A 22,240-nucleotide genomic window follows, 5' to 3' on the forward strand; every position below is an offset into this window, starting at 1 on the left:
AAAAATGTCCGTCTCGGACGGATATAAAAATCCCACCGGCAGTTCATACTGTGGTGGGATTATGGGTTGCTTAAAAGGCCGATGCCAGAACAATCATCTAGACATAGTTGTAAGCATCAATCGTAAGCAGGCGATAAAGTGCCTTAGCGACACGATCGTATCCGTAAAAACCAAATGCTAGACTATGTCTATCATTAATGACCAAAGGTCCTTCCATCTCATTTTTCCGACTGTCAAAAACTATAAACTTATTTTTGTCAGTCATATAGATGGTAATGTATTCGCCTTCCGGCAAACCTTGGATAGGATTTTCAGATGAACTGGTGAGCTTCACCAACTCAGTTCCTTTAAAGATCAGATCTTTGCCCTTTGGGTTAAATATTTCAATATTACTAAAGTGTTTCGAAGCATTTTCAATGATTTCGATCAGTTGAGACATTTTGTTTCCTTTCAGGAAGTGACAGGAAACGGTTTCCCCAACAGGAAAAGCGTTCCCGTCAGGGTTAAAAAATAAAATAGTGGGTTAAAAAAGAGCTACAATCGCAGTGCGATTGGATAATTTCAGCAGCAGTATCCAAGACGGAAGAAACAGTCCGTCAGCTGTTGAAATAACTCAGTCCAACTGACTTTTTCAGACGACCTGAATTTCAAATCGTCTGAAAAAGCCCGCTAGGGGCTTTAGATCATGGTTGTAGTTGACCACTTTGAAGCATTGCGGTCAATCGCACATCAAAATCTTCAGGAACGGTCACTTTAACAGCCTGTACACCGACAGCGGCATACTCTTCGCCAATTTCAGATGGGAAGCGTATTACAGAATTATCTGAGGAAAGCTCAGATAACACCGGGTACTGCCAATGATCCAACAACGGGATGTCGGAAAGCTGCTGTACCAACTTCCAAGCTGCTTTGTCTAAATCAGCTGTAACATCATCCAGCATTACCCAACCGGTTTTCACATCACGATCGGGATGTATCAAACACTCCGTATGCAAAAACATATGCGTCACCGAACCGTAATTATGGGTCGGGTACTTTGTTATGTGTTTACTCAGATTGATAAAACACTCTGCAGTTGTCAGACGCGGACAGGACAGGGAATCGTCAGGCCGTCTGAAACCCAGTCTGTCGTATCCGTAACCCTGCGAAGATTGCAGCTGCGCCTGAAAGGACAACATGTCCGCATCTCGGCCGTGTAGTGAAGCGAACATCAACTGTCGGTCCCAAATGAAGAAGGCATCAGCCATAAGGTTGTTTCTGGAAGTGAGATAAAGCATTCTGACCTCCTAGATATACCAAGTTTTTTCACGAGGATCATAGGAATAGCCAGCCTCACGTACAATCGAGACGACATTTCTTAAATCCTCACGATCAGCAAGAATGTACTCACCGAACCTGATATGTGACCATCTGTCTTCAATCATCTGCTCGACCTGTTCGACAGATTCGGCAAATTCTGGCAATTCAATGCCGTTTTCAGAAACAGGATCAAAAGTAGAAGCATGATTAGATTGTTCATCTGAAAAGCCGCATTCTTGGGCAAAATCTGCAAGATGTTGCCAGTCAAGAGCTGCATCTAAGTAAGAGGTGGCACCACCACCCCACTCATAAGCCTTAACTTTGAGCTGTTCAATAATGAAGTTTCCCTGGTATTCACCAGGCTCGAACTGTTTTAAAACCGGATTTTTGACATCGAAAGTGCCGATAGAGGTGGCCAATTTGGCCGTTTTGAAAGGGCCTCGACGACCCTGTATGATTTGCACCGTTAAGGTGCCTGGGATATTAATAGACATGGTATATCTCCAAAAAAGGGATATACCGCCCTGATGGGGTATATCCCCATAGGGTTGAATAGAAAAATTTGAAAGTTTGATCAGGCTGCCAGAGAACGACGGATGGTTTCAGGGTTCAGCCGAAAGCCCAAACGTGTCAGCAGGCGTTTGTCGGCCTGATGCAGTTGACTGGCTTTCTTCCACAGGGCTTCGATTTCGAAGCCGCAGCGGAGTTTGTAGCCGCGCAGGCAGTATTGCTGTGCTAGCTCTTTTTCAGACGGCCTGAACAGGTGTCCGTAGTCGTCTATCAAAAGCAGTCTGCTTGATGCAACATATACCGCTGTGCGGCGCGTGCCGGTGGGCAGATGAGTCAGAACCATACCTTTGCGGATTTCCGCAGATTTGATGGGGAGATCGCCGGTATTTCGGCGGGAAAAGAAATGAAACATGGTGCACTCCAAAAAAAGGGACACCAAACCCGCCGGGGAAGGTGCCCCGATGGGTTGAAAGAAAAGGCCGTACCTGATGAACCAGGTTTGCACTGTTTAACGGCAATGCAGAGAAAGAAGGCAGTCTTTCAGCTGTGAAATAGGTTTACCAAAAGCTCCGACCTTTGGTAAACCCGCTCGCAGCGGGCAATAGCCGCATCTTTGAACACACGGCGCTTAACGGAATACCACCCTGCTCTGCAACAGGGGCAAGGGATGCGGTATACGGAACAGCATCCAGTGTTGCGCAAAAGCAAAGCTGTCATGTACTCCGTTTATAGATGCAGTAAACCGGTTTCCGTGGGAGAAACGAGATTACTGTTTTCCTCAGGATTGACATCTCCGTTGGAAAAATAGTTAGAAAAAAAACCGTGGCCATACGAATATGGCAGATGCTGTTTAACGGCGACATCAAGACTGATATAGCTAGTCAGGCTGTGGGAAACTTGCTTATCGGAACCTACTGTATCAGATGGCTCTGATAAGCCTGCTGATACAGGCTTACCTTTCCTTTGCTATGCAAAATAAAAAAAGACCTAAATAAGGTCGGGCAGCCGTAATAAAACGGCTGCAGCAATAAATAGAATCCAATTTGTTAAGGAACGATTTGCTTACTTGCGGATACCGTCTCGTGAGAGGCCGGTATCGACAAAAAAACAAGATAAAAAGCGCGTCCGATTAAAGGCCGGTCGTACCTGTATATTATTTTGTGCAGAGAATTCATAGATGGGTGCAGATTAGCAGTTGTCCGAATGGAACTTATTTAATTTAAATTTCATTTGGACAACTGCCAGAAAGATATAAAAATTTTATTTTTTATTTTAGAAGTGTTACACAACCCTCGCCTATAAAGGCGGTACGAATTAGGGTGTTCGTACATAATTACCGCTTATCTTGAATTGTAACCGATAGAATTATCTTTTATCAAGAGACAGTAGGCTTTCCGGAGAAATCTCTCATAAAATTTCTATGGAAAACCTACGCTGAAGCGCAGGTTTTTAAATTTCGGGTTACTTATTTCACAGAATGCTTTTCACGTTCTTCCTTTTCTTTCATCGCTCGTTTACCCTCAATGAAGATAAAGGCAACCATTGACACAGTCACAACGCCGACGAGAGCAGTAAAAACTACGGTAAATACATTCATTTTTTATATCCTTTCATGATGAAAGTTGTCAACCAAATTGTAGCACAGAATCCTAAACTGGCAATGCAGGCCAACATGCTTGGCCATTCAGCCTTTAAAGGAAATACAGCAAATTGTGCAACTGCCGCACCTCCCAGAAGCTCCAGCCTAGAAGTGATGAAATCAATCTGTTTTTCTGTCAGTTCATATTTATCCAGAATAGAATAGATATAAACTCGATACAATTTGTAAAAACCAGCAACCCGATCTGTTGCGCGTTTGAATAATCTTCTCATGTTTATCCTTTGTAAAATGAATTAAAAAGCCGGGATAAACACAAGTCCCTACGGGATAGTGTTTATCCCGGCGGGAAAATAGCAAAGCGAAAGTCCTAGGACTTTCGCTTCAAAGACAGCAATTACTGTCGGTTATTCGCGGTGTGAACCATAATTTCCCTGATTAGACTGTTCTGGAACAGTATTATCAGCAGCGGAATCTGCCTCTTGATTGGCATTAGGTTCGTCACGATAAAACATTTCGCCCCGTACTTTCAGATATTTGATTCTGATCAGACGGCCGTCAATGGTCGGTGTCAGGATTTTTTCTCCTGTTTCCCGATCCTCAGCTTCATACGTTTTTGCGTAAATATCGCCGATACGGAAACCGATAGTAACGGTTGGACGTTTTTTGTAGTCATTGGACAGCAAATCAGGGTAGGCTTTCAATAAATCTTCAAAAACCTTCTGTGCTTGTCCGCCAACAACGCGAACATCAAAGCGGGTTTTGTCTTCTTCGTCACCACGAAGTGCCTGAATGGTGCAGGCAATATATTTACTTTTCTTGCTTTCAACCCAGCGTGGGCGATTTAGATAGCCAACACCGTCGCATGTCAGGTTGAAGTAAGTTTTTTCAGTTTTGCTAGTTTGCATGATATATCTCCATAAATAAATTAAGGGGATACACCATGCCCTTTGGGGATGAGTATCCCCAAGAGGGTTAAATAAAAAGCCATGCCCAAGTAAATGGGTGTATGCGTGAATGGCAACATACCGTACTTTTGTTTAGTGTAAAGTACAAAACACATAAAACAGTTTTATATTGGATGATTTGAAATTCATTGTCAAGACAATCAGTTAATTTTTACTCTGATTAGTAACTTCTTAAAAATATATCTTTTAGTAACTCCCAGCGGGGCTTTTTCAATCGTTTTTCATGATGAGCACTAATTGTTTTGGCCTTTTCAAAGATTTTTGCCAATTCAACAATAGTTTGGGGAGTGCCGGTACTGTTTGTTTCTTCAAATGCCTGCTCCAACAACAGGAAAAACAACATATCACTCGATAATCCCGTCCAAAGAGATTTTGAGGATTCATAAAACCCGCCCACACCGATCATCCAAGGCATTTCATATACCTCGCTGTTTTCCTTGTCTATAACACCATAACCGTATGCCTGAAAAATATCCCGCCATCCGACCGTTTGGACACCGTAATCTCCCATAATACGTTTTGTCAAACTAGGAAACATAACCTTTTGTATGAGTTTGCCATCCAATACAGCCCAATATTGTGCTTCATGTGCGGTTTGCCGACAAACCAATTTAATCCGTTCCGGTTCCGGGTAACCGTATTCACTGATATTAGCCACGAGTTTTGACTGTTGGTGCTTGCGCATAAACGCAACCCTATTTTTCCCTTCATGAGCAGCAATAAATCCCAGCGGTTTAAAGTACATGTAGCAGCTTAAATTGTCACTACTGAAACATGATGAATACTTATGGATACGCTCTTTGACTTCATCTTCACGAATATCTTCCGGATAACCGTGAATGCTGGCACCTATAACCCGAAAAGGAGAGACATAAGCCGGATAATTTGTCGTTTCTTTAGAAGCAAGCAAAAGAAACGGGATAATACGGGATAAAAATTCAAATGGGAACATTGGACAGGTCAAATTGGTATTTAGAACATCTCCGACAAAATCCTTTCCCCAATCAGAACGATAGTATCGGTCCAAATCAACTTTCAGGCTACTTAACCACTCAACTGCCGAAACCATGTTGGCAGGAATATACTCCCGTTGTGTCAAATCGGTTATAAGTTCCATATCCGGTTATCCTCTCCATTCCCTTAGACGGCCTGTATCAACGTGGGTAAAGGTATTGTAATGCCCTACTCCGCCACCATTGAAATGTTTAGCCATCTCGGCAACCTGCCAATTCTCAATACCGCGTACGGTAATATCGACAGCTTTACCATGAATATGCATGGAATTTAAAGCTGCACCCTCTATATGTGCATTTCTGCGTGCTGTCCGATAGGCACTATTGATGGTAATCAGTGGATTGGTTTTCCCTGCCATTCTTGCCCATTCCTGTATCGCATACAGTAAATTAAGCAGTTGTACATCAATCTGTGTGACGGCATTGCCGTCCTTAACATCTCTCAGGTGCCAGCAGGCTTTTCGATATCCCTCTTTAAGATAACCGTTTTCTTTAGAAAAATGCTGTATTACGCCTTGTTCTCCAGTATCAGAACGTCTGAAATAAATTAAACGGTCACGCTGCCAAAAACCATTATCAGCCGACAAAGCAAAAGCTTCATCAGAGAAAAGAAGCCCTGCAACCCCGGTTGTATAAACTGCCGTGGCTGATTGCAGAGCTTTGGCAAGAAAATCCCTTCTCGTCATCTTAAGCTCCAAAATATTAAGGGCGAGGTGCAATCATTCTTGTATTACGGAAACACTGTTTGTCTTTACTGCAGTTCAACGACGTAAAGACGTAAGGCTCAGAAGCATTTTTAGGATAATCAGGGTTTTTACGGATATAGCCTAAATCCAACAGGGTTCGATATGTAATTTTCATATCAGCATAGACTTGTTCATCCAAAGGGTTGCCTGTTTTCTTCTTACCGGTTTTCGAACCGGATCCTGCCACAGTGTCCAGAGCCGCATTGGTTCCCTGAATACCTGCATTGATTTTTTGAGCAGCACGCTCAACCGGATTATCAGCCCAGTTGATACTGCCGTCAGGATTAGTAGAACAAGCAGTCAATACACCTGCAGTTACGGCTAAAATAAAGATTTTTTTCATATTCATGTATTAATCCTTTGAATTGTCTAATTTACTCTGAACAAAATTTATCCAATTACGCTGGATAAAATATACAAAAGATGCTCATTGAAGCCATTCAAAATGCTTACATTCCGGATACTTGGAACATCCCAAATATTTTTTCTCCGGAGCTTTCTTCAACGCTTTTTCCTGTAACGTTCCACCGCAATCAGGGCAAGTATCTCCGGCTTTGTGTTTTGCTGAATTTTTCGGCTGGTCGGAAGCTGCCGGTCTTGTTGGCCGCGGCCGTTTAGCCGCATCGGCTTTCGCCTGATCTACCAGCTGCTGAATCAGATCTTCCTGATAGGCCATAAAATCGGCCATAGTCAATTTGCCCGCCTCAATCCCTGCAAGCGCCAATTCCCACTTGGCCGTGGTAACGGGGTCGGCCACCATGGCCGGTATTTGGGCAATCAGTTTGCGGCCCTTTTCGGTAGAAACGATCTTGCCTTTCTGCTTCTCAATATAACTCATCTCAAACAGTCGGTCGATGATATTGGCGCGGGTCGCTTCCGTTCCCAGCCCTTCGGTGCTGCGGAGGATTTTTTTAATCTGCTCGTCATCCACGGTTTTAAGGAAGTCGGACAGGGTTTGCATTTCGTCCAATAGCGTCGCCTCGGTAAAGCGCGGCGGCGGCGCGGTTTTCTTGGTTTCCGGGTTACTGCCGGTTACAGTCAGTTGTTGGCCGTCTGAAACGGCCGGTAATACGGTGTTGTCGTTATCATCGCCGCCGTCTTCATCTGTTTTGCCCAACCATGTTTTCCAGCCCTGAACTTTAGGGGTTTGACCGGTGGCTTTAAATTGCTGGCCGCAGCTTTCCACCAAGATAACGGTCGCGTCGTATTCGTAGTCGGGATAAAACTGGGCAATGTAACGGTTGCGTATCATCAGATAGATTTCGCGCTCGTTTTTGTCCAGTTGGGCTAAATTGAAATTGCTGACTTTAGTCGGAATAATGGCATGGTGCGAATGTTTGTTGACCTGGCTGTCGTTCCATACCCGCGACGGACGCTTGGGATCGGCTTTGGCCAATACCTGGGCAAGATTGCCGTCAATGGCAGCCATAGCAGCAAACACATCGGCCACTTCGCTTTGTTGCGACTGGGGCAGGTAACGGCAAGGGGTACGCGGATAAGAGGTAATTTTGTGTTTTTCGTACAATTCCTGAGCGATTTTCAGTACCTTCGAAGCTGAAATACCCAGTCTCTTGCCGGCTTCTTTTTGTAAGGCAGACAGACTGTACGGCAACGGTGCCGGTGTTTTTTTGCGTTCGGTTTTGGCGGAAACGACACAACCTGTCGCATCGGCCAATTGTTTGGCCAAGTTGGCAACAAACGCTTTGTCGGTACACAGGCCGTCTGAATTTCTAAGTGTTTCAGGAATCTGCCATTGCGCCGTAAACCGTTCTTTTGAGGCCGTCTGAAAAACGGCACTCAAAATGTAATACGGATAAGGTTGGAAGTTTTCGATGATGTGGTCGCGGCGCACCACTAAATTCAGCGTCGGGGTTTGAATGCGGCCGATGGACAGCGTATGTTCTTTGCCGAATCCCTCCGAATAGGCCACGGTATAGGCACGGCTCAGATTCATCCCGACCAACCAGTCGGCGCGGGAGCGCGCCAAACCTGCCTGATACAGGGTTTCTTTCTGTTTGCCGGACATAATGGAAGCCAAGGCCTTTTTAACTGACGCAGTATCCAAACCGCTGGTCCAGAAGCGGGAAACTTTTTTGCGGTAGCCGCACAGATCCAAAATCTCCCGCGCAATCACCTCTCCCTCACGATCGGCATCGGTGGCGATGACGACTTCGTCGGCTCTGGCCAACAGCCCTTTGATGACTTTGAACTGCTTGGCCGCTTTGGGTTGGACTTCCATTTTCCAGTTATCAGGTAAGACAGGCAGAGCGGAAATGTTGCCGAAGTCGGCAAACTCTTCACCGTAAGCAGCAGGCATGGCCTGTGTCAGAATATGTCCGAATGCCCAAGTGACGGTGGTATCGCCTTTTTGGAAATAGCCGTCGAAGCGGCCGTCCAAAACGCCTAGCACTTTACCGATGTCCTTTGCCTGACTGGGTTTCTCACAGAGATAGAGTTTCATCACGCCCTCCTGCCTACCGTTTCCGTATTAAAGCGGAATGGTTGCTGAAAAGAACGGCATAATTGCGGGGGGAAGGATAATAAGACCAAAAAGAATCCCCACGACAGTCAAAAGGCCTTTCCAACCGCCCAAAAGCATACCTAAAACAGCAGAAATAATTGCTATCAGCATGATAATGCCACCCATACTGCCCTGCATAAGACCTAAAATCCAGTCAACACCGTCGGAGAAGGATTGGTCGCCAGAGGCATGAGCCGGTGCTGCCAGGGCAGTCAAAGCAATCATTGCCACGACAGCTTGATTGCTATTTACCCATTTCTGCTGCAATTTATTACCGATTTTTGTTTTTGCCATTTTATATTTCCTTATTTGTTAAGAAAGTTAAGTCACATTACTGCAACGGAGGGATGACTCCTGCGGGCAGGGAGTCGGGAATAGTCTGATTTTCTTGCGGTTTGCTTTCTTGATGGCTTGTTGCCGCCGATTTTTTCCCGGCTTCTTCCGCTGCAACCTCTGCCGATTCTTCCACCTCTGTTTCAGCCGGCTGGACAACCAAAGGGGTAATGCGACGAGAGCTTTGAAGCCCCTGCTCCGTTGAATAGCCCACATCCCATTTTCTCGGTGTGACTTCCGAAAAAACACGGCTCGGATAAACCAAGTTGCCGCTTTCGTCCTCATAGGCATTGACCCATACCCTCATTACACGGGCAGGCTCCAATAAAGGCTTAGGCTCGCCGATAACGGCAACATTTGGTATGGTTTCAGGCAAAAAAGGAACAATCTTATTCGATGCTGATTTGCCTTTTTTACGATCATTCGTACCGATTTGGATGACTTCGTCCGGATCATATTCCTGCGCCGCATAATGTGCTGCGCGAACTGTCACACAAGGCATGCCTTTTACAGATTGAGGACAGGACAATTTGCCGCTGTCACCGACATTGAAAGTCGAAGAGCATGCGGAAAGCAGTAACATCTGCAATACTGTTGCACTTAAAATAAACGGTTTCATTTTCGGCCTTTCTTATCATGCACGATGTGTAAGAACACACCCTTAGTCAAAATAACCTCTCCCGTACGCAACGGTTCAACTTCCACTACAGGAATGGCCTGTGTTCCATAACTGCTATAAATATCGGCAATACGGTCAAAAGTTTTACTGGCCGCTTTCCCTGCTGCCTGCCCGCTGATACCGCCCAGGTTGATTTGAGTGCTGGTAGAAGTGCCGCTTGAACTGCCGGTATTAATGCTTACGCCGTTGGCAATACCTGTAGCGGTATTGGCGAGAGTTTCCATTGCTCCGACCTTGAGCAGTTGTGAAATAACCTTACCGGTTTTGGAAACCAAACGGCCTTGAAAACCGGGTTTGCCGTCTTCTCCATATACAGTACCGCTGATTTCCGCTTCAACCGCTTTACCGTCACTGCGGATACACGATAAGGTTTTGGTACGCATCATGGCTCGGGAATCCATGTACTGTCCGAATGTAGAAGCCAAGACAAAGCAATCGGAAAGATCAGAACGGAATCCGTTTGGCAAAATGGCCGTTCCTTTAACCTGCATCAACACAGGTAGAGGATCTTTGCTATCAGAATTGGTATTCGTAGGCGCATTCACACCGGTAAGCAGAGCAATAGATAATGTGGAGCCGGGAGGAAGGTATGTTTTACTTTCATCTTCGGCATCCGAAACAGCCTTACTTTTAGTGGAAGATGTTTCTTTTGCCGTCTTCTTTTCAGGGGCAGTGCTTTGGAACAGGCTCTGTCGCTCTTCTCCTGTCTCCGAAACCGCTTCACCCGTAACATCACCCGGAAGCTGTGCCGGCGGTGTTCCCGAAGCCCCTTCCGCCAAAGGTGCTTCTTTATTCACGACCTTATCCGGAACAGCTTCTTTTGCTGCCCGCATCTCTGCCTCTGCACGTAATGCTTCGGCAATTTTACGGTTTACATCATCTTCACTTAAGCCGCTTTTTTGCGACTCCGGCTGTTGTCCGGCCCGCTCCCGCTTATCTGCTTCCATCTGTTGGCGCAATGCCTGAATCTCCGCTGCCATGCGTTCTTCGTTAAGATTGCGGGTAAGCGGTGTCAGAACTTGGGTTTCTGTTACTTTTTCGGGCTTTTTCAAAATGCCGTTATTGTAGTCACGGATGCCGGCAGTAATCAGAATGAGTAAACCCACACCGCCTACCCCACCCAGTACGGCTATCTGTTTTTGCTTACCGGTCATTGATGACCATTTGTTTTTCAGCCCCATCATTTCGCTCCCTGCTTAGAAACCATGATCAGCACATCGGTTGTCTCGCCAGGATAAACACTGACTTTAGGATAAAAAGCGACGGCCATTACTCTCTTATTGGCACCGAACATTTCTTCTGCCAATACTTGCGGTGTCTGTGTCGTATTTTTCAACCGGTAGCGATAGACATCAAATTGGCTACTGCTGTAACGCTGTATAGGGGTTGAGCTCATACCGTTGGCCATACGGATGGTTTCACGCAGCGGCCGAACGGTATATCCACTCGGCAATTTGCCTTTCACGATTTCCTGTAATACCTCAGACAGGTTTTGTGCCAAGCCACCCTGTTTCGCGATTTTTCCCCCGCTTTTCTCCGCCGGAGACAAACCGCCTGTCGCCACGCTGATCGTCTGTGAACTCAATTTGGCTTGAGGAACCAAGGTCAGCGAAATAGGCAAAGTAGGATTGCTTTCATCATAAATCATGACCATAAACCGACGGCTGGACATGGGTTTTATCATGAAATTCGGGCCAAATTGCTTGGATTCGTACACCGTTTTTTCACCTACCATCACAGGGTTGGCAAATGGTGTTAAAACCAGTGATGGATAATTCAATGCAACTGGGACGGTATGATTCTCACCGTAAAGCGAGGTAATATTGTGAACACCACTTACCAAACCCTCCTGAATATTGTCCTGATAGCCTCCGCTGACGGGAGCTTTGACCTGTACAACACGACGCTGTGCAAAGTTGCTTTTTCTAGGCAGCTTTACAGCCGGTTCGGAACTTGACTTAGCGTTTTGAGTTGTACGTTTCTTGGGCTGTTTGGCTACTACTTCCGGCCAGACTTCCTCAACAGGTCTGTAAACCTCCTTCTCTACAGGAGACGGCTCACTGGCTTGTTGAGATGATGCGCAGCCTGCTAAAGCGGCAATAATGGCCAAACTGATTAAATATTGATTTTTCATTCTGTTTTTCACGGTAACACATCCTCTTTGCCGGCCGGAGGTTCTACTCCATCAATCAACTGAGGGGCAGCCTGTAATCCTGCAGGTGATGCTGCAGGCTGTTCAGGCATAGGCGCATTCTGTTCTTCGATTACTTTGTTAGGCTGGTTCGGTTGCGAAGGAGCCGGCTGACTGATTGAATCACGTGTAATTTCACTTTCCCGCGCATCAGGTATAACCTGCTTCGTATTTTCCTGACGTTTTTCGGCAAGATCTTTGTGGGAACGTACCCATGCTTCAGTCATCGGTTCGCCGGTATAGGCCTTGAAATAACTTACTCTAGGCAAACCGTTTTTCATATACATCTTCAATTCGTAGGTAGCCTGAACCGAGCCGATATTTTGCACCGCTCCCTTGCTGTATGCCGATGAAGTCAGTTTGCCACTGACATAAAATTTCTTTGTCGAAGGCTCATAGATGATGTCATTAGTCGGCTGGAAATAACTCATCGCATTGATGCCGTTATATTTTGGATTGCTTTTGACAGCCAACAACTGGGGTTTGAGAGATACCCAGACTTCGGGATCAAAGAACTGCTCCATACTGTTGGAAACAAAATCTACAGATTCCGGCACAACAGATGAAATAGTAGAAACGATATACAAAGCCATCGGCTCAAAGTATTCGGTAGAGGCATGGTCAAAGGCGACTATTGCCTTTTTAGTGAGATGGGGCGGTTGGATAACCAAGCGTTCATGCATGGTTACGACTTTAAATGTCAGCAGAACGGCAATAGTTGTCGCACCAAGTGCAACAAATTTAAGGGTTCTGTTTTCTCCAACCAGGTTAGCCATCGATTTGCGTGCTGTTTTTAACTGCATGATATTTACTCCTCTACCCGTTGCAGCAAGCCGTTGATAAATACTTTGTTCAGAGGGAGTCCGGAAAGGTGGAACAGATGGATAAACGCCCCCGGCAAACTATTCCGTTTCAGACGGATATATAAAATGCTCATCAGGATGCCGCCAATCAAGCCAAATACATACATCATGGTATTGGTTGCTTGGATATTGATGATCGCCGCAATAGCTAATCCTAAAAAAATCGGCATTAAATCATCTGCTTCGAACATCAAAACCTGCTGCATGGTATCGAGATACTCTGGAAAATAAACTTCTTCTGTAGTCATGACTGATCTCCTTAATTAGTCGCATAAGCCTGCATCCGGAAGCCTGTATTTCCCGTATGCGCATTCTTTTTCAATACTGATACCCCGTCCTTCCAAATAAGCTGCAACGGCATTTACCCGCTTTTGTGAAAGCTTGAGATTATATGAACCCGAAGCTCGGGGATCCGCATACCCGGATAAAACCACCGTACCACTCGGCAATTTCGACAGTACGGCATGAAGACGTTGTCTTTCCTGTTTGCTGATAGTCGATGAATCAGTTGAAAAATAAACGGTATGAAGATGTTTAGTTCCAGATCCGCCCTCTTCAAACGATAATCGGATGCCGAAAGGGCTGATTTCCTGTCCCCGCCAGATATAGGTACCTTCTTCAATACCCATCAGGGCGACATCCGAATACCCCGCAGGCTGCCGTAAAACAACCAATTCCGTTCGCTCCATCGGAGCGGCGACCACACCTTGGTTTTGTAACTGCTCGGTTTCTTCCGGCGGCATCGACTGGCAGGCTCCCAGTAATATCGGAAAAATCATTAAAACTGTTTTGATTCTAAAATCAGGCATTTTTACCACCTTTCAAATTGGCCCATATTTCAAACAGCAATATCCAAACCGCGTTTGCTGTGATGATTCCCCCGAACAGTCTGATCCAAAAAACATAACTGTTATAAGCATGCAACTGTAATGCCCGGGCGGCATCAGACGGCCATCCTGCAACTGAAACGGCAGCAGGGGCAAAACAATCGGGGGTCGATAGAAAACTTGCTACCGTTATTAAAGCGGTTTTCAATATCTCCGAAATATGCCCCATCGAAAGAATGGCTGCCTGTGCAGGCATTGTGCAACGCAGCGGAGGCGTAGCCGTCAACGTATATCCTCCCCATATCAGAATTGCACTCCAGAAAATCAGCTTCCGATAAGGTTTAATTTTTTTCCATTGCATCAGATACCAATCCGTTTAACAGCTGGGTCAGAAGGTTATAGTCGCCATTAGTAAAGCCTGCATGAGTATTGTATTTCCCTGCCACCCCGAAGGTTGGGGTTACAGTTACATGGTAGCGACGCGCCAAATCCATTGCTCTGGCAATCCGGTTTTGGGTGTTTTTGCTGTTCAGTGACGCATTGATTTGCGCCTGATTGAATCCCATCCGTTTTAAAATGCCGACATAGGTTTCAGGAGTCACCTTCCTGTTGGTTGTTTCACCATAAGCAAGTCTCATATATTCGGCCGTTCTTTCAGGAGCTAAATCACGGACGATATAAAATGCAGTAGCTGCTGCACTTTGGCTCTTACTCCCGAAAAGCGGGACAAAAACCAAGCGGTAGGGATTCGGCAGCGTTCTACCCCACTGCTGAAACCCTGCCCACGAACTAGCGCAATATGGGCAGTCAAATGAAACAAACATATAAATTCTTTGTGCTTCATCTTTATAATTTCCCACTGTTTGATAGGGTTTAATGACTCCGGCCAAATCAGCCGTCGTCTTTGACGACTGTGCGGATAATTCCGGTTCTGCAAAAGCAGTTAGTGGAATCAATGAAAGAGCCAATAATACCGATGCCAGTTTTTTTTGCATTTTTCAATCGTCTTTCATGTCTGGTAAAGAGCTTTGCTGAGTAATCGACAAAGCATCGTAAAAATCCATTTTTGCAATCGCCGACATCTCTAAGGCAGCCTCAGTCAACGTACGATATGCAGGCTGCTTAAACAGGGCCTGACGAACATTCTCCATGTTTCTCTCTAAAATCGCTTTGCGCACATCTTCGTTATTGAAAGCCATTTCGAAGACAGGGATTCTGCCCTTATGCCCCTTACCCTCACACAAATCACAACCTTGCTCGTTCATAACATAATAAGTTTGTCCCTTAAACCGGGTAGGTAATGACTCCGACTGTTCGGCAGACAGCCGTAGTTCTTTTGCACAGTTGCTGCACAATTTACGTGCCAATCTTTGAGAAAAGAAGCACAGTAAGGCTTCTGCCAGCGCATAAGGCTCGGCGCTCAAATCCATAAGCCTCAGTAATGTCGCCGGCGCATCGTTAGCATGCACACTTGATAAGATTAAATGGCCGGTATTGGCAGCAGTAGTTGCAATTGAGGCTGTTTCTTCATCACGAATTTCTCCAACCATGATGACATCAGGATCCTGACGCAAAAAAGAACGCAATACTTGGGCAAATGTTCTATGAACACTGATACTGACCTGGTTAGCTCCCGGGATCCTGTTTTCAACCGGATCTTCAACCGTCATGATATTGACTTCTTCACGATTCAGATGGTTGATGCTTGCCGCCAACGTAGCACTCTTACCTGACCCGGTCGGGCCGCTGACGATAATCATTCCCTGCTTACTGTCCAAAGCGCGCATATAAGCATGCCGGACGTTATCGGACATTTCTATTTTTTCCAATGGAAGATCCGCTGCCTGATTACCCAGACGGCAAACAATGTTTTGCCCAAAAGTGGTGGGAACGAGGCTTACCCGGATATCAATCATTGACTCCCCATCTTTATCCAGCATCCAAAATGATGAATCAAAGCAGGAATCAATGTCGTGTATAGGCATTCGGCATTTGGCACGGATGTGATCGTTGATGACTAAGGCTGACTGGCGAGAAAAGAGCCATTCATTAGCGATTTCCATGTTTTCGTGACGGATACGTATTTGGCAGCCGTTTTCACGACTTGAAAAATGTACGTCCGAAGCCTTAAGAGATTTTGCGTAAGGGAATACCCAATTCAGAAAGCCGACAACTTCTTCGTCGCCGGAATTTTTTTTAAGAAATTTTCCGGAGTCGCCGATATCGAATTTTTTACCTTCTTCTTGAAGCAGCATTCGAAAAGCGACAGGAAATTCTGTGTGATTGACGTTTTGCATGGTCGGTCTCTACCTCATATTCTTAAAGAAGGACGCTGAAACAGACGCTATACGGTACGTCTGCATGGAACAGGTTTTCTCAACGTCCCTCTTTAAGAATACGGATTCTTTGAAAATTAAAGATGCCCCCATCTCTATTTCCAAAACACAGACCGGTTATAAATTGAATAGTCGTGCAGTTGCACTGACATGTGGATTTTGCTTCTGCGCAACCAATTTCGATACCAACAATAGAAAATCATTTTTTTTCGTATTGTTTCTTGACATATTTGATTTGTTATGATTAAGGGAAAGGGGCTTATCAAAAAGCCAAAAAGGGAATGCGCTTAAAAACCGCGCATTCCCTTTTTAAAAGGCTTAAAGGTAAAGGAAAAGACTTAATGGTAAAGGACTAAAAAGGCTTAAAGGCAAAGCAAAAGGTTAAAGGGAACGGCATACCTGACGGTATGCCTAAAAAGACTTGGGTTTCATATTTGAAAAAAAATGTCAAGAAACAATCAAAAAAAGTACCAGTACCGTTTTTTTCTTGCTGCAAATCGCGGCTTTAGATAAAACTTTACAGTATGACCAATTACAACCAAAGACGGATAAGCAGATGGACAAATCCCTGTTCAATCAACTCTGCCTCAGCTTAGAGCGTTTTGAGCGTATCAGTCCTCGCTGGACCGGCATACTGATGTTAATGCTGCACCGCTGCGAGGGCTTTATGGAATACTTTACCTTAGACGAGCAAACCACCGAAGCTTTTCTTATAAACAAAACAACCTCATTACTGGCACAGCTTCCGGCCACTGCCACCGACTGCGAAATTGCCGATTTATTGAGTCGGGAATTTGAAGGTTGTTATTTCATCGCACAAACGCCAAACGGGAACTGGAACAGCCTGACCGAATCTTTCCGTGATTTTTTTGCATATTATCCTGACGCAGATGTTTATATAGGCGATCAGCCCCATGCCCCCGCTGCACAATTCAAATTAAAAATGATGCGGCTGATTCAACCTGACTATACGGAGTATTGAATGGATTGGTTATCTTATACCGGATTAGCACTTTTAAGCGGATCCGGCATTGCCTACCTGTACTTCAACCGGCGGCCAGATACACAACCCGCTCTTGAGGAGGATAAGCACGTTTCCATGTCGGCAGCGAAAATCCATGGCGATAAATTTTTGATTTTATCTCCGGCAGAGCTGATTGAGGAGCTGGACTTACAGCCTTCAATCACCAATATTCGTAGCAACTTGGGTCTATCTAATGAAAATTGGCATTTAGACGGCCTGCCTTTGATTCATAATTTCATCAACTTTGTTCAAAGACTTCCTGCCTCAGAATCCCACCACCATGCAGGAGACGGTGGTTTGGTTAAACATACCTTAGATGTTGCCGCCCTATCTTTGCTTGCCTCATCATCCCGCAGTTGGCCGCCAAACGCAAAAACCGAAGACATCGCACGCCTGACGGCTGTGTGGCGGTACGGTATTTTGACAGCCGCCCTACTTCATGACATCGGTAAAACTCTAACCTCTTTTGAAGTCGAACTCTATGAGCAGCCGGATTCAAAAGCCTTTTCATTGTGGCTACCTGATACAGGAGATATGAATGAAAGTGGTAAGAATTTTTACCGCGTTACATTCCCTGACAATAAAACGCCCTATGAAGTCCATGCCTCATTAGGCTGGACATTCTTCCAAAGCATTGTACCGTCTAATGCTCGAAAATGGATGAACGAATCCGATCCGAATCTCATTAAAACCTTACGCAGCTATCTTTCAGGCAGTCAAAAAGACGGCCCGTTGGCAGATATTATTAAACAGGCGGATATGGCTTCTACAGCACGTGATTTACGACATGGTTCCAGACAGCGATTCTCTACAGCCAAGCGAACGCCACTTATCGAAACCATTATGACGGCTCTGCGCAATATGCTTGCCGAACGGGGGGCTCATTTCAGTATTGCAACTACGGCCGGCGGCAATATTTTTCGCAAAGACGATATGGTATTTATGATGGCGAAAAATGTTCCGGACTATATCCGTGAATACCTGAAAAAGAACAAGCATCCTGCAGCCCCCTCTTTCCCAACCGATAACCAACGGATTTTCGATACATTATTAGAGTATGGTGCAGTTATTGCGAACCCTTACGATGAACATAAGGCAGTGACTCATGTTTTAGTCAGTTTCGAACGTATGGACGGCATGCTCAAAAAACATATTTTTACTATGCTGCGTTTCAAACTGGAAACCCTATATCCAGACGGCCACTACCCTCACGAATTTAGTGGAACATTGGAAATAACTTCAGAGATAGGCCAAAACCAAATAGAGCCCTCGTCCGATAATGGGGGGCTGGAGAAAAACGTCCAAACAGAAAATCACTCAGTAGAAAATGAGCATACAGAATATTCCGAAAAGGCCATGGATTTCATGGCCGTAAATACGGTTGATACAGTGCTTCCCAAAGCTGAAGCAGTATCCATGCCTGAAAAAGATGTTGTTGCAATTGATGTGCCCCCTGCTCCCAAGAAGAAAGCTAAACAAAAAGGCATGTCGGGAATTGATGCTTTATTGAGTGTTCATAATCTGTATCTGTTGGATGATTCGGAAACTGAAGCAGAAAGACCCGATGAAGCGATTACTCAAGATGGATCGTCTATGGCCTCTCCTCAAGTAACTTCCAAAAAAATGGAAGAAAAAACGGAAATACAGCCTCCGCAGAAGAAATCCAATCCTGTTGCAGCACCCGTAAAAAATAAGCTGATGTCTGTGCTGGATGACCTTTTTGCAGATTTTGAAACGAGTGAATCCAAGTTGGTATCGGCCCAACCTGACAACCTGGCCAAGCCTGTTTATTTGGCGCAAGAAGATACTGCCGCAGCCGAATTTGAAGAAATCAAAACCGAAAGGCTCTCCCTTCCTGTTCAATCGCCCCGTCCGGTTACGCCCTATCAACAGGAAAATATATTGGATCAAGAACCGAAGCAAAAACAGGCTGCCTCGGAATTCTTTGCAGGCCAAAAGCAGGCATTAAAAGACGAAGGTAAACGCTTTTGGAACTGGTTGGCCAATGGCCTATCCGAAGGAACGATTACTGTTAATCAAAGCAGTTCCCCAATTCATTTTGTCGAACAAGGCATGTTGCTCGTTACACCTGTTATTTTCCGTGAATATGCGGGTGGTTTGTTTGACAAAAATAATCCTAGTTGTCCAGGCCTCTTGGCACAGAAAGGATTTACATCCTTGGGTTTGCACGAACGTACCAGGCGATCGGCAATCTACTCGGCTTTAGCAGTGAAAGCTCAACAAAAACTACTGTTCCATTGTTATTTGATTCCTGAAAGTAAAGTCCACTTGATTATTAAGGCAGATCGTAGGCCGCCTAACAACATTGATATCGTATTAGCGGACAGCCAAAATTTACTTCAACCCGGCGTAAATGGAGAACAAAAATGAGCCTGACCATTCGAGTACCGGAAAATGTGTATCGGTATCCTTATGAGTTTTTGAGTGCAGCAGCCTATTCTGCAGCCGCGTTTGCAGCCGCACAAATGCCCATGCCCGGATTCAGTCCCTATATAGCGATCCCTGCCATGACCCTTATGGCTTTGAAACGCAGCCAAGAAGGAAACCGTATACGCAGGTATCGGAAAAATGTAAAAAATCTGCCCTACTATGCCGCTACGCCGGATCAGATTCCGGTTTCAGACAAGGCATTGTTTCTAGGTAAGGGATTTCGATGGACGCAAAAACACACACAGCGTCTGATGATGATCCGACAACCTGAAAATGACCATCTGAGACTTCCCGGAAAAATCTACAAGGCAGCGCGTCTTCATGAGATCAGGACGGAAGGACAAACATGGTTCACCAAGCTGACTTCCTCTAATGCTTGGTGGAATCCTGTTGCGCCATTACCTCCTGTTGGCGGGGCCCCTGAAATTCATGGTGTGGAGCTGCATGAAGAAGATATTTTCATGTCACTGGGAGAACGTGTAGGCCATACAGGGGTTTGGGGGACAACCCGTGTAGGGAAAACACGTTTAGCGGAAGTCATGATTAATCAAGATATCTGTCGCGGCGACGTTACTATCATGTTCGACCCCAAAGGTGATGCAGATGTAATGTTGATGATGTATGCACGGGCAAAAAAAATGAATCGGCCGTTTTACCTGTTTCATCTGGGCTTTCCTGAGGTATCTTGCCGATATAATCCTGTAGGAGATTTTTCACGTATTACCGAAGTCGCAACCCGAATGTCGAACGGCCTACCGGGGGAAGGAAACTCTGCCGCCTTTAAAGCTTTTGTGTGGCGGTTTGTAAATGTCTTGGCCAAAATAATGGAGGCTTTGTCCATTAAACCAACCTATTTGAGCATTTACCAGTGTGCCGTTAATATGGACGATTTGGCAAAAGCATATTTTGAAAAGACTTTGGAACGGCAATATCCCGGATGGGAATCAGAATATGCAGCTTATGAGTTGGATAACGATCAGAAAAAAACTGTCGGCAAAACCGGGCGCGATATAGAAGCAGTTAAAACAGCCTTCTTCTTAAAATCAAAATCAGCCGGAGCCAATGACCCGCTGACCGATGCGGTTATCGGTATATTAGGTAATGAGCGAACCTATTTCGATAAACTCGTATCATCGCTTTATCCCCTTTTAGAGAAACTGACCAGTGGTAAAGTTGCTGAACTGATTAGCCCTGATTTTAGTGATTTGACCGATGAGCGGCCGCTAATGGATTGGCGAAAAGTTATGGCTTCTGAAGCGGTAGTATATGTTGGGCTAGACGCGCTGACAGACCCAGAAGTCGCTGCTGCAGTAGGAAATGCGATGTTCGCCGACCTCACTTCACTCTCTGGCCATATTTATAAGCACGGTCACGGTTACGGCCAATCAGGAAAAACCAATAAACGCAAAGTTGCAATTCATGCCGATGAGTTTAATGAATTAATTGGTGATGAATTCATCCCCCTACTCAACAAAGCCGGGGGCGCAGGCTATCAAGTGACGGTCTATACACAGACATGGTCCGATGTTGAAGCTAAAATCGGATCAGCAGCGAAAGCAGGGCAAATTGCGGGTAACCTGAACAATATGATTATGCTGCGAGTTCAGCACGAATCAACAGCCGAACTTTTAACCAGTAAATTACCTGATGTCAAAATCGTTTCTGGCACCTTAGTATCTTCTGCAGGAGATATAGGTGTACCCGGCGATATGGAAGATTTTACCAGTTCAAACGAAGACAGATTAGCAACAGAAACTGTGCCGATGCTACAGACATCTGATTTGATTAATTTACCCAAGGGACAAGCGTTTGCGCTTTTGGAAGGCGGTCAATTATATAAAATCCGTCTCCCCCTTCCGCTCCCCGATCCAAATCTTGATGTTCCTTCTGATTTGGTGGCAGTAGCAGAAAAAATGCGCGAGATCGTTCGTCTGAACCGAGTAGATGACGATGAAAATCATGCTTTCGTAGAAGGAGAATATTATGGCTAGACAGTCTTCTGATTTTCTAAGTAAGTCGACCAGCATTGGCATTATTACAACTCCCTTTAAGTGGATTTGCATTATCCTACTGATTGTAATCATACTGTTTATATCATCAATCAGCATCCAGTCCTATTTCGGACAGGAACATTTATTGGAAGCTGAACTGTTAAAAACCCAGCAGGTTTTTAGCAGTATCGAAAATGATGATGTGCCGTTTCATATAAAAATCACAAGATTCGCTTATGAGACTCTATATTTAGCCATATTTAACGTAACCGGCATAGAATCACTTTTAAGTGAAGCTCAATCTGACGCTATCAACTTTGGACTTGCCGGTATGCTTGATTCATTTAAGCCCGAATTGGCTATATTGAACGATACTTTGAAAATAATTTCTATCCGGATAGGTAATATTTCTGCTTTTTTTCCGCTACTTTTTATTTCAATATCAAGTGCATTTTTTGATGGCCTAATGAAAAGAAAAGTACGGCAACAAAATGCGGGACGAGAATCTGCTGCTATTTACCATAGAGCTAAATTTTGGAGAACCGGAATACTATGGACAACTATTTTTATATATTTAAGTATGCCCTTCTCTATCGATCCAATAATTTTGTTGATCCCAATTACCCTATTAAGCATAGCTATATTTTTACAGGCAAAATATTTGAAAAAATATCTATAAAACCTAAAGGGTATTGACTTGAATTACACAACAAAGCTATGATTTAGACCATACCTAAAAATGTAAACAACTACATGCTACGTGGGAAAGTAGTTAGGCCTATATTATTGATTTTAATGGTTTATTACATAATATAAATTATGCGAACTAGCGTTTCCGCCTGAAAAAGTGTTTTCGCTCTACCCATGGCGGCGGATAACGTCTAACTTTTT

25 protein-coding genes are annotated in these 22,240 nt (G+C 44.8%); 4 read left to right on the plus strand and 21 right to left on the minus strand.

The window, feature by feature from the left end:
- Nucleotides 1-97: 97 nt before the first annotated feature.
- From ACTHS4_RS08770 to ACTHS4_RS08870, 21 genes are all read right to left on the minus strand, one after another.
- Nucleotides 98-439 (minus strand): hypothetical protein, encoded by a 342-nt coding sequence (locus tag ACTHS4_RS08770; protein ID WP_440365754.1) that lies wholly within the window; start codon nt 437-439, stop codon nt 98-100.
- Between the two features lie 244 nt (nt 440-683).
- On the minus strand, nt 684-1,277 hold the full coding sequence (locus tag ACTHS4_RS08775; RefSeq protein ID WP_440365755.1) for a hypothetical protein: 594 nt from the start codon (nt 1,275-1,277) through the stop codon (nt 684-686).
- A gap of 9 nt (nt 1,278-1,286) precedes the next feature.
- A complete protein-coding gene (locus ACTHS4_RS08780; RefSeq protein ID WP_107697287.1) occupies nt 1,287-1,793 on the minus strand; it encodes a DUF3275 family protein in 507 nt (168 codons plus the stop codon).
- Nucleotides 1,794-1,873: 80 nt separating this feature from the next.
- On the minus strand, nt 1,874-2,221 hold the full coding sequence (locus ACTHS4_RS08785) for a hypothetical protein (protein WP_107810878.1): 348 nt from the start codon (nt 2,219-2,221) through the stop codon (nt 1,874-1,876).
- Nucleotides 2,222-3,274: 1,053 nt separating this feature from the next.
- Nucleotides 3,275-3,406 carry a hypothetical protein gene (locus tag ACTHS4_RS08790; RefSeq protein ID WP_283120754.1) on the minus strand — a complete coding sequence of 44 codons (132 nt, stop codon included), beginning with the start codon at nt 3,404-3,406 and terminating at the stop codon, nt 3,275-3,277.
- Nucleotides 3,403-3,681, minus strand: coding sequence for a hypothetical protein (locus ACTHS4_RS08795; protein ID WP_107697289.1), 279 nt, complete (start codon nt 3,679-3,681; stop codon nt 3,403-3,405). The genes ACTHS4_RS08790 and ACTHS4_RS08795 overlap by 4 nt, the downstream gene beginning before the upstream one ends.
- A 132-nt stretch (nt 3,682-3,813) precedes the next feature.
- Nucleotides 3,814-4,314 (minus strand): DUF3577 domain-containing protein, encoded by a 501-nt coding sequence (locus ACTHS4_RS08800; protein ID WP_107697290.1) that lies wholly within the window; start codon nt 4,312-4,314, stop codon nt 3,814-3,816.
- A gap of 220 nt (nt 4,315-4,534) precedes the next feature.
- On the minus strand, nt 4,535-5,491 hold the full coding sequence (locus ACTHS4_RS08805) for a hypothetical protein (RefSeq protein ID WP_440365756.1): 957 nt from the start codon (nt 5,489-5,491) through the stop codon (nt 4,535-4,537).
- A 6-nt stretch (nt 5,492-5,497) separates the two neighbouring features.
- Nucleotides 5,498-6,106, minus strand: coding sequence for a YcbK family protein (locus ACTHS4_RS08810; RefSeq protein ID WP_234395606.1), 609 nt, complete (start codon nt 6,104-6,106; stop codon nt 5,498-5,500).
- A complete protein-coding gene (locus ACTHS4_RS08815) occupies nt 6,090-6,482 on the minus strand; it encodes a hypothetical protein (RefSeq protein WP_107697293.1) in 393 nt (130 codons plus the stop codon). Before ACTHS4_RS08815 ends, ACTHS4_RS08810 begins: the two co-directional genes overlap by 17 nt.
- 78 nt (nt 6,483-6,560) lie before the next feature.
- Complete coding sequence (locus ACTHS4_RS08820) at nt 6,561-8,594, minus strand: DNA topoisomerase 3 (protein WP_107697294.1); 2,034 nt, start codon at nt 8,592-8,594, stop codon at nt 6,561-6,563.
- 27 nt (nt 8,595-8,621) lie between these two features.
- Nucleotides 8,622-8,948 carry a TrbC/VirB2 family protein gene (locus ACTHS4_RS08825; RefSeq protein ID WP_107697295.1) on the minus strand — a complete coding sequence of 109 codons (327 nt, stop codon included), beginning with the start codon at nt 8,946-8,948 and terminating at the stop codon, nt 8,622-8,624.
- A 37-nt stretch (nt 8,949-8,985) separates the two neighbouring features.
- Nucleotides 8,986-9,606, minus strand: coding sequence for a TraV family lipoprotein (locus ACTHS4_RS08830; protein WP_107697296.1), 621 nt, complete (start codon nt 9,604-9,606; stop codon nt 8,986-8,988).
- Entirely contained in the window at nt 9,603-10,850 is a 1,248-nt protein-coding gene (locus ACTHS4_RS08835) for a TraB/VirB10 family protein (RefSeq protein ID WP_107697297.1), read from the minus strand. The genes ACTHS4_RS08830 and ACTHS4_RS08835 overlap by 4 nt, the downstream gene beginning before the upstream one ends.
- Nucleotides 10,847-11,812 carry a hypothetical protein gene (locus ACTHS4_RS08840; RefSeq protein ID WP_440365757.1) on the minus strand — a complete coding sequence of 322 codons (966 nt, stop codon included), beginning with the start codon at nt 11,810-11,812 and terminating at the stop codon, nt 10,847-10,849. Before ACTHS4_RS08840 ends, ACTHS4_RS08835 begins: the two co-directional genes overlap by 4 nt.
- Nucleotides 11,809-12,660 (minus strand): TraE/TraK family type IV conjugative transfer system protein, encoded by an 852-nt coding sequence (locus tag ACTHS4_RS08845; RefSeq protein WP_440365758.1) that lies wholly within the window; start codon nt 12,658-12,660, stop codon nt 11,809-11,811. Before ACTHS4_RS08845 ends, ACTHS4_RS08840 begins: the two co-directional genes overlap by 4 nt.
- A gap of 5 nt (nt 12,661-12,665) precedes the next feature.
- Entirely contained in the window at nt 12,666-12,968 is a 303-nt protein-coding gene (locus ACTHS4_RS08850) for a type IV conjugative transfer system protein TraL (RefSeq protein ID WP_107697300.1), read from the minus strand.
- Between the two features lie 15 nt (nt 12,969-12,983).
- Nucleotides 12,984-13,529 (minus strand): OmpA family protein, encoded by a 546-nt coding sequence (locus ACTHS4_RS08855; protein WP_107697301.1) that lies wholly within the window; start codon nt 13,527-13,529, stop codon nt 12,984-12,986.
- Nucleotides 13,522-13,908 carry a hypothetical protein gene (locus tag ACTHS4_RS08860; protein WP_107697302.1) on the minus strand — a complete coding sequence of 129 codons (387 nt, stop codon included), beginning with the start codon at nt 13,906-13,908 and terminating at the stop codon, nt 13,522-13,524. The genes ACTHS4_RS08855 and ACTHS4_RS08860 overlap by 8 nt, the downstream gene beginning before the upstream one ends.
- Nucleotides 13,889-14,542, minus strand: coding sequence for a DsbA family protein (locus ACTHS4_RS08865; RefSeq protein WP_107697303.1), 654 nt, complete (start codon nt 14,540-14,542; stop codon nt 13,889-13,891). Before ACTHS4_RS08865 ends, ACTHS4_RS08860 begins: the two co-directional genes overlap by 20 nt.
- A gap of 3 nt (nt 14,543-14,545) precedes the next feature.
- Nucleotides 14,546-15,844, minus strand: coding sequence for a GspE/PulE family protein (locus ACTHS4_RS08870; protein ID WP_107697304.1), 1,299 nt, complete (start codon nt 15,842-15,844; stop codon nt 14,546-14,548).
- Nucleotides 15,845-16,439: 595 nt separating this feature from the next.
- Between ACTHS4_RS08870 and ACTHS4_RS08875 the strand changes: the two genes are divergently transcribed.
- From ACTHS4_RS08875 to ACTHS4_RS08890, 4 genes are all read left to right on the plus strand, one after another.
- Nucleotides 16,440-16,865 carry a hypothetical protein gene (locus ACTHS4_RS08875; protein ID WP_159068519.1) on the plus strand — a complete coding sequence of 142 codons (426 nt, stop codon included), beginning with the start codon at nt 16,440-16,442 and terminating at the stop codon, nt 16,863-16,865.
- The gene (gene mobH / locus ACTHS4_RS08880; RefSeq protein ID WP_440365759.1) at nt 16,866-19,298 is read left to right on the plus strand and encodes a MobH family relaxase; all 2,433 of its coding nucleotides are present in this window, start codon (nt 16,866-16,868) and stop codon (nt 19,296-19,298) included.
- A complete protein-coding gene (traD, locus tag ACTHS4_RS08885; protein ID WP_107697308.1) occupies nt 19,295-21,349 on the plus strand; it encodes a type IV conjugative transfer system coupling protein TraD in 2,055 nt (684 codons plus the stop codon). Before mobH ends, traD begins: the two co-directional genes overlap by 4 nt.
- A gap of 145 nt (nt 21,350-21,494) precedes the next feature.
- Complete coding sequence (locus ACTHS4_RS08890) at nt 21,495-22,028, plus strand: DUF4400 domain-containing protein (protein ID WP_234394536.1); 534 nt, start codon at nt 21,495-21,497, stop codon at nt 22,026-22,028.
- Nucleotides 22,029-22,240: the final 212 nt, after the last annotated feature.

The sequence above is a fragment of the Neisseria sp. P0014.S009 genome, assembly GCF_051958155.1.
GTDB classification, from domain to species: domain Bacteria; phylum Pseudomonadota; class Gammaproteobacteria; order Burkholderiales; family Neisseriaceae; genus Neisseria; species Neisseria flavescens_C.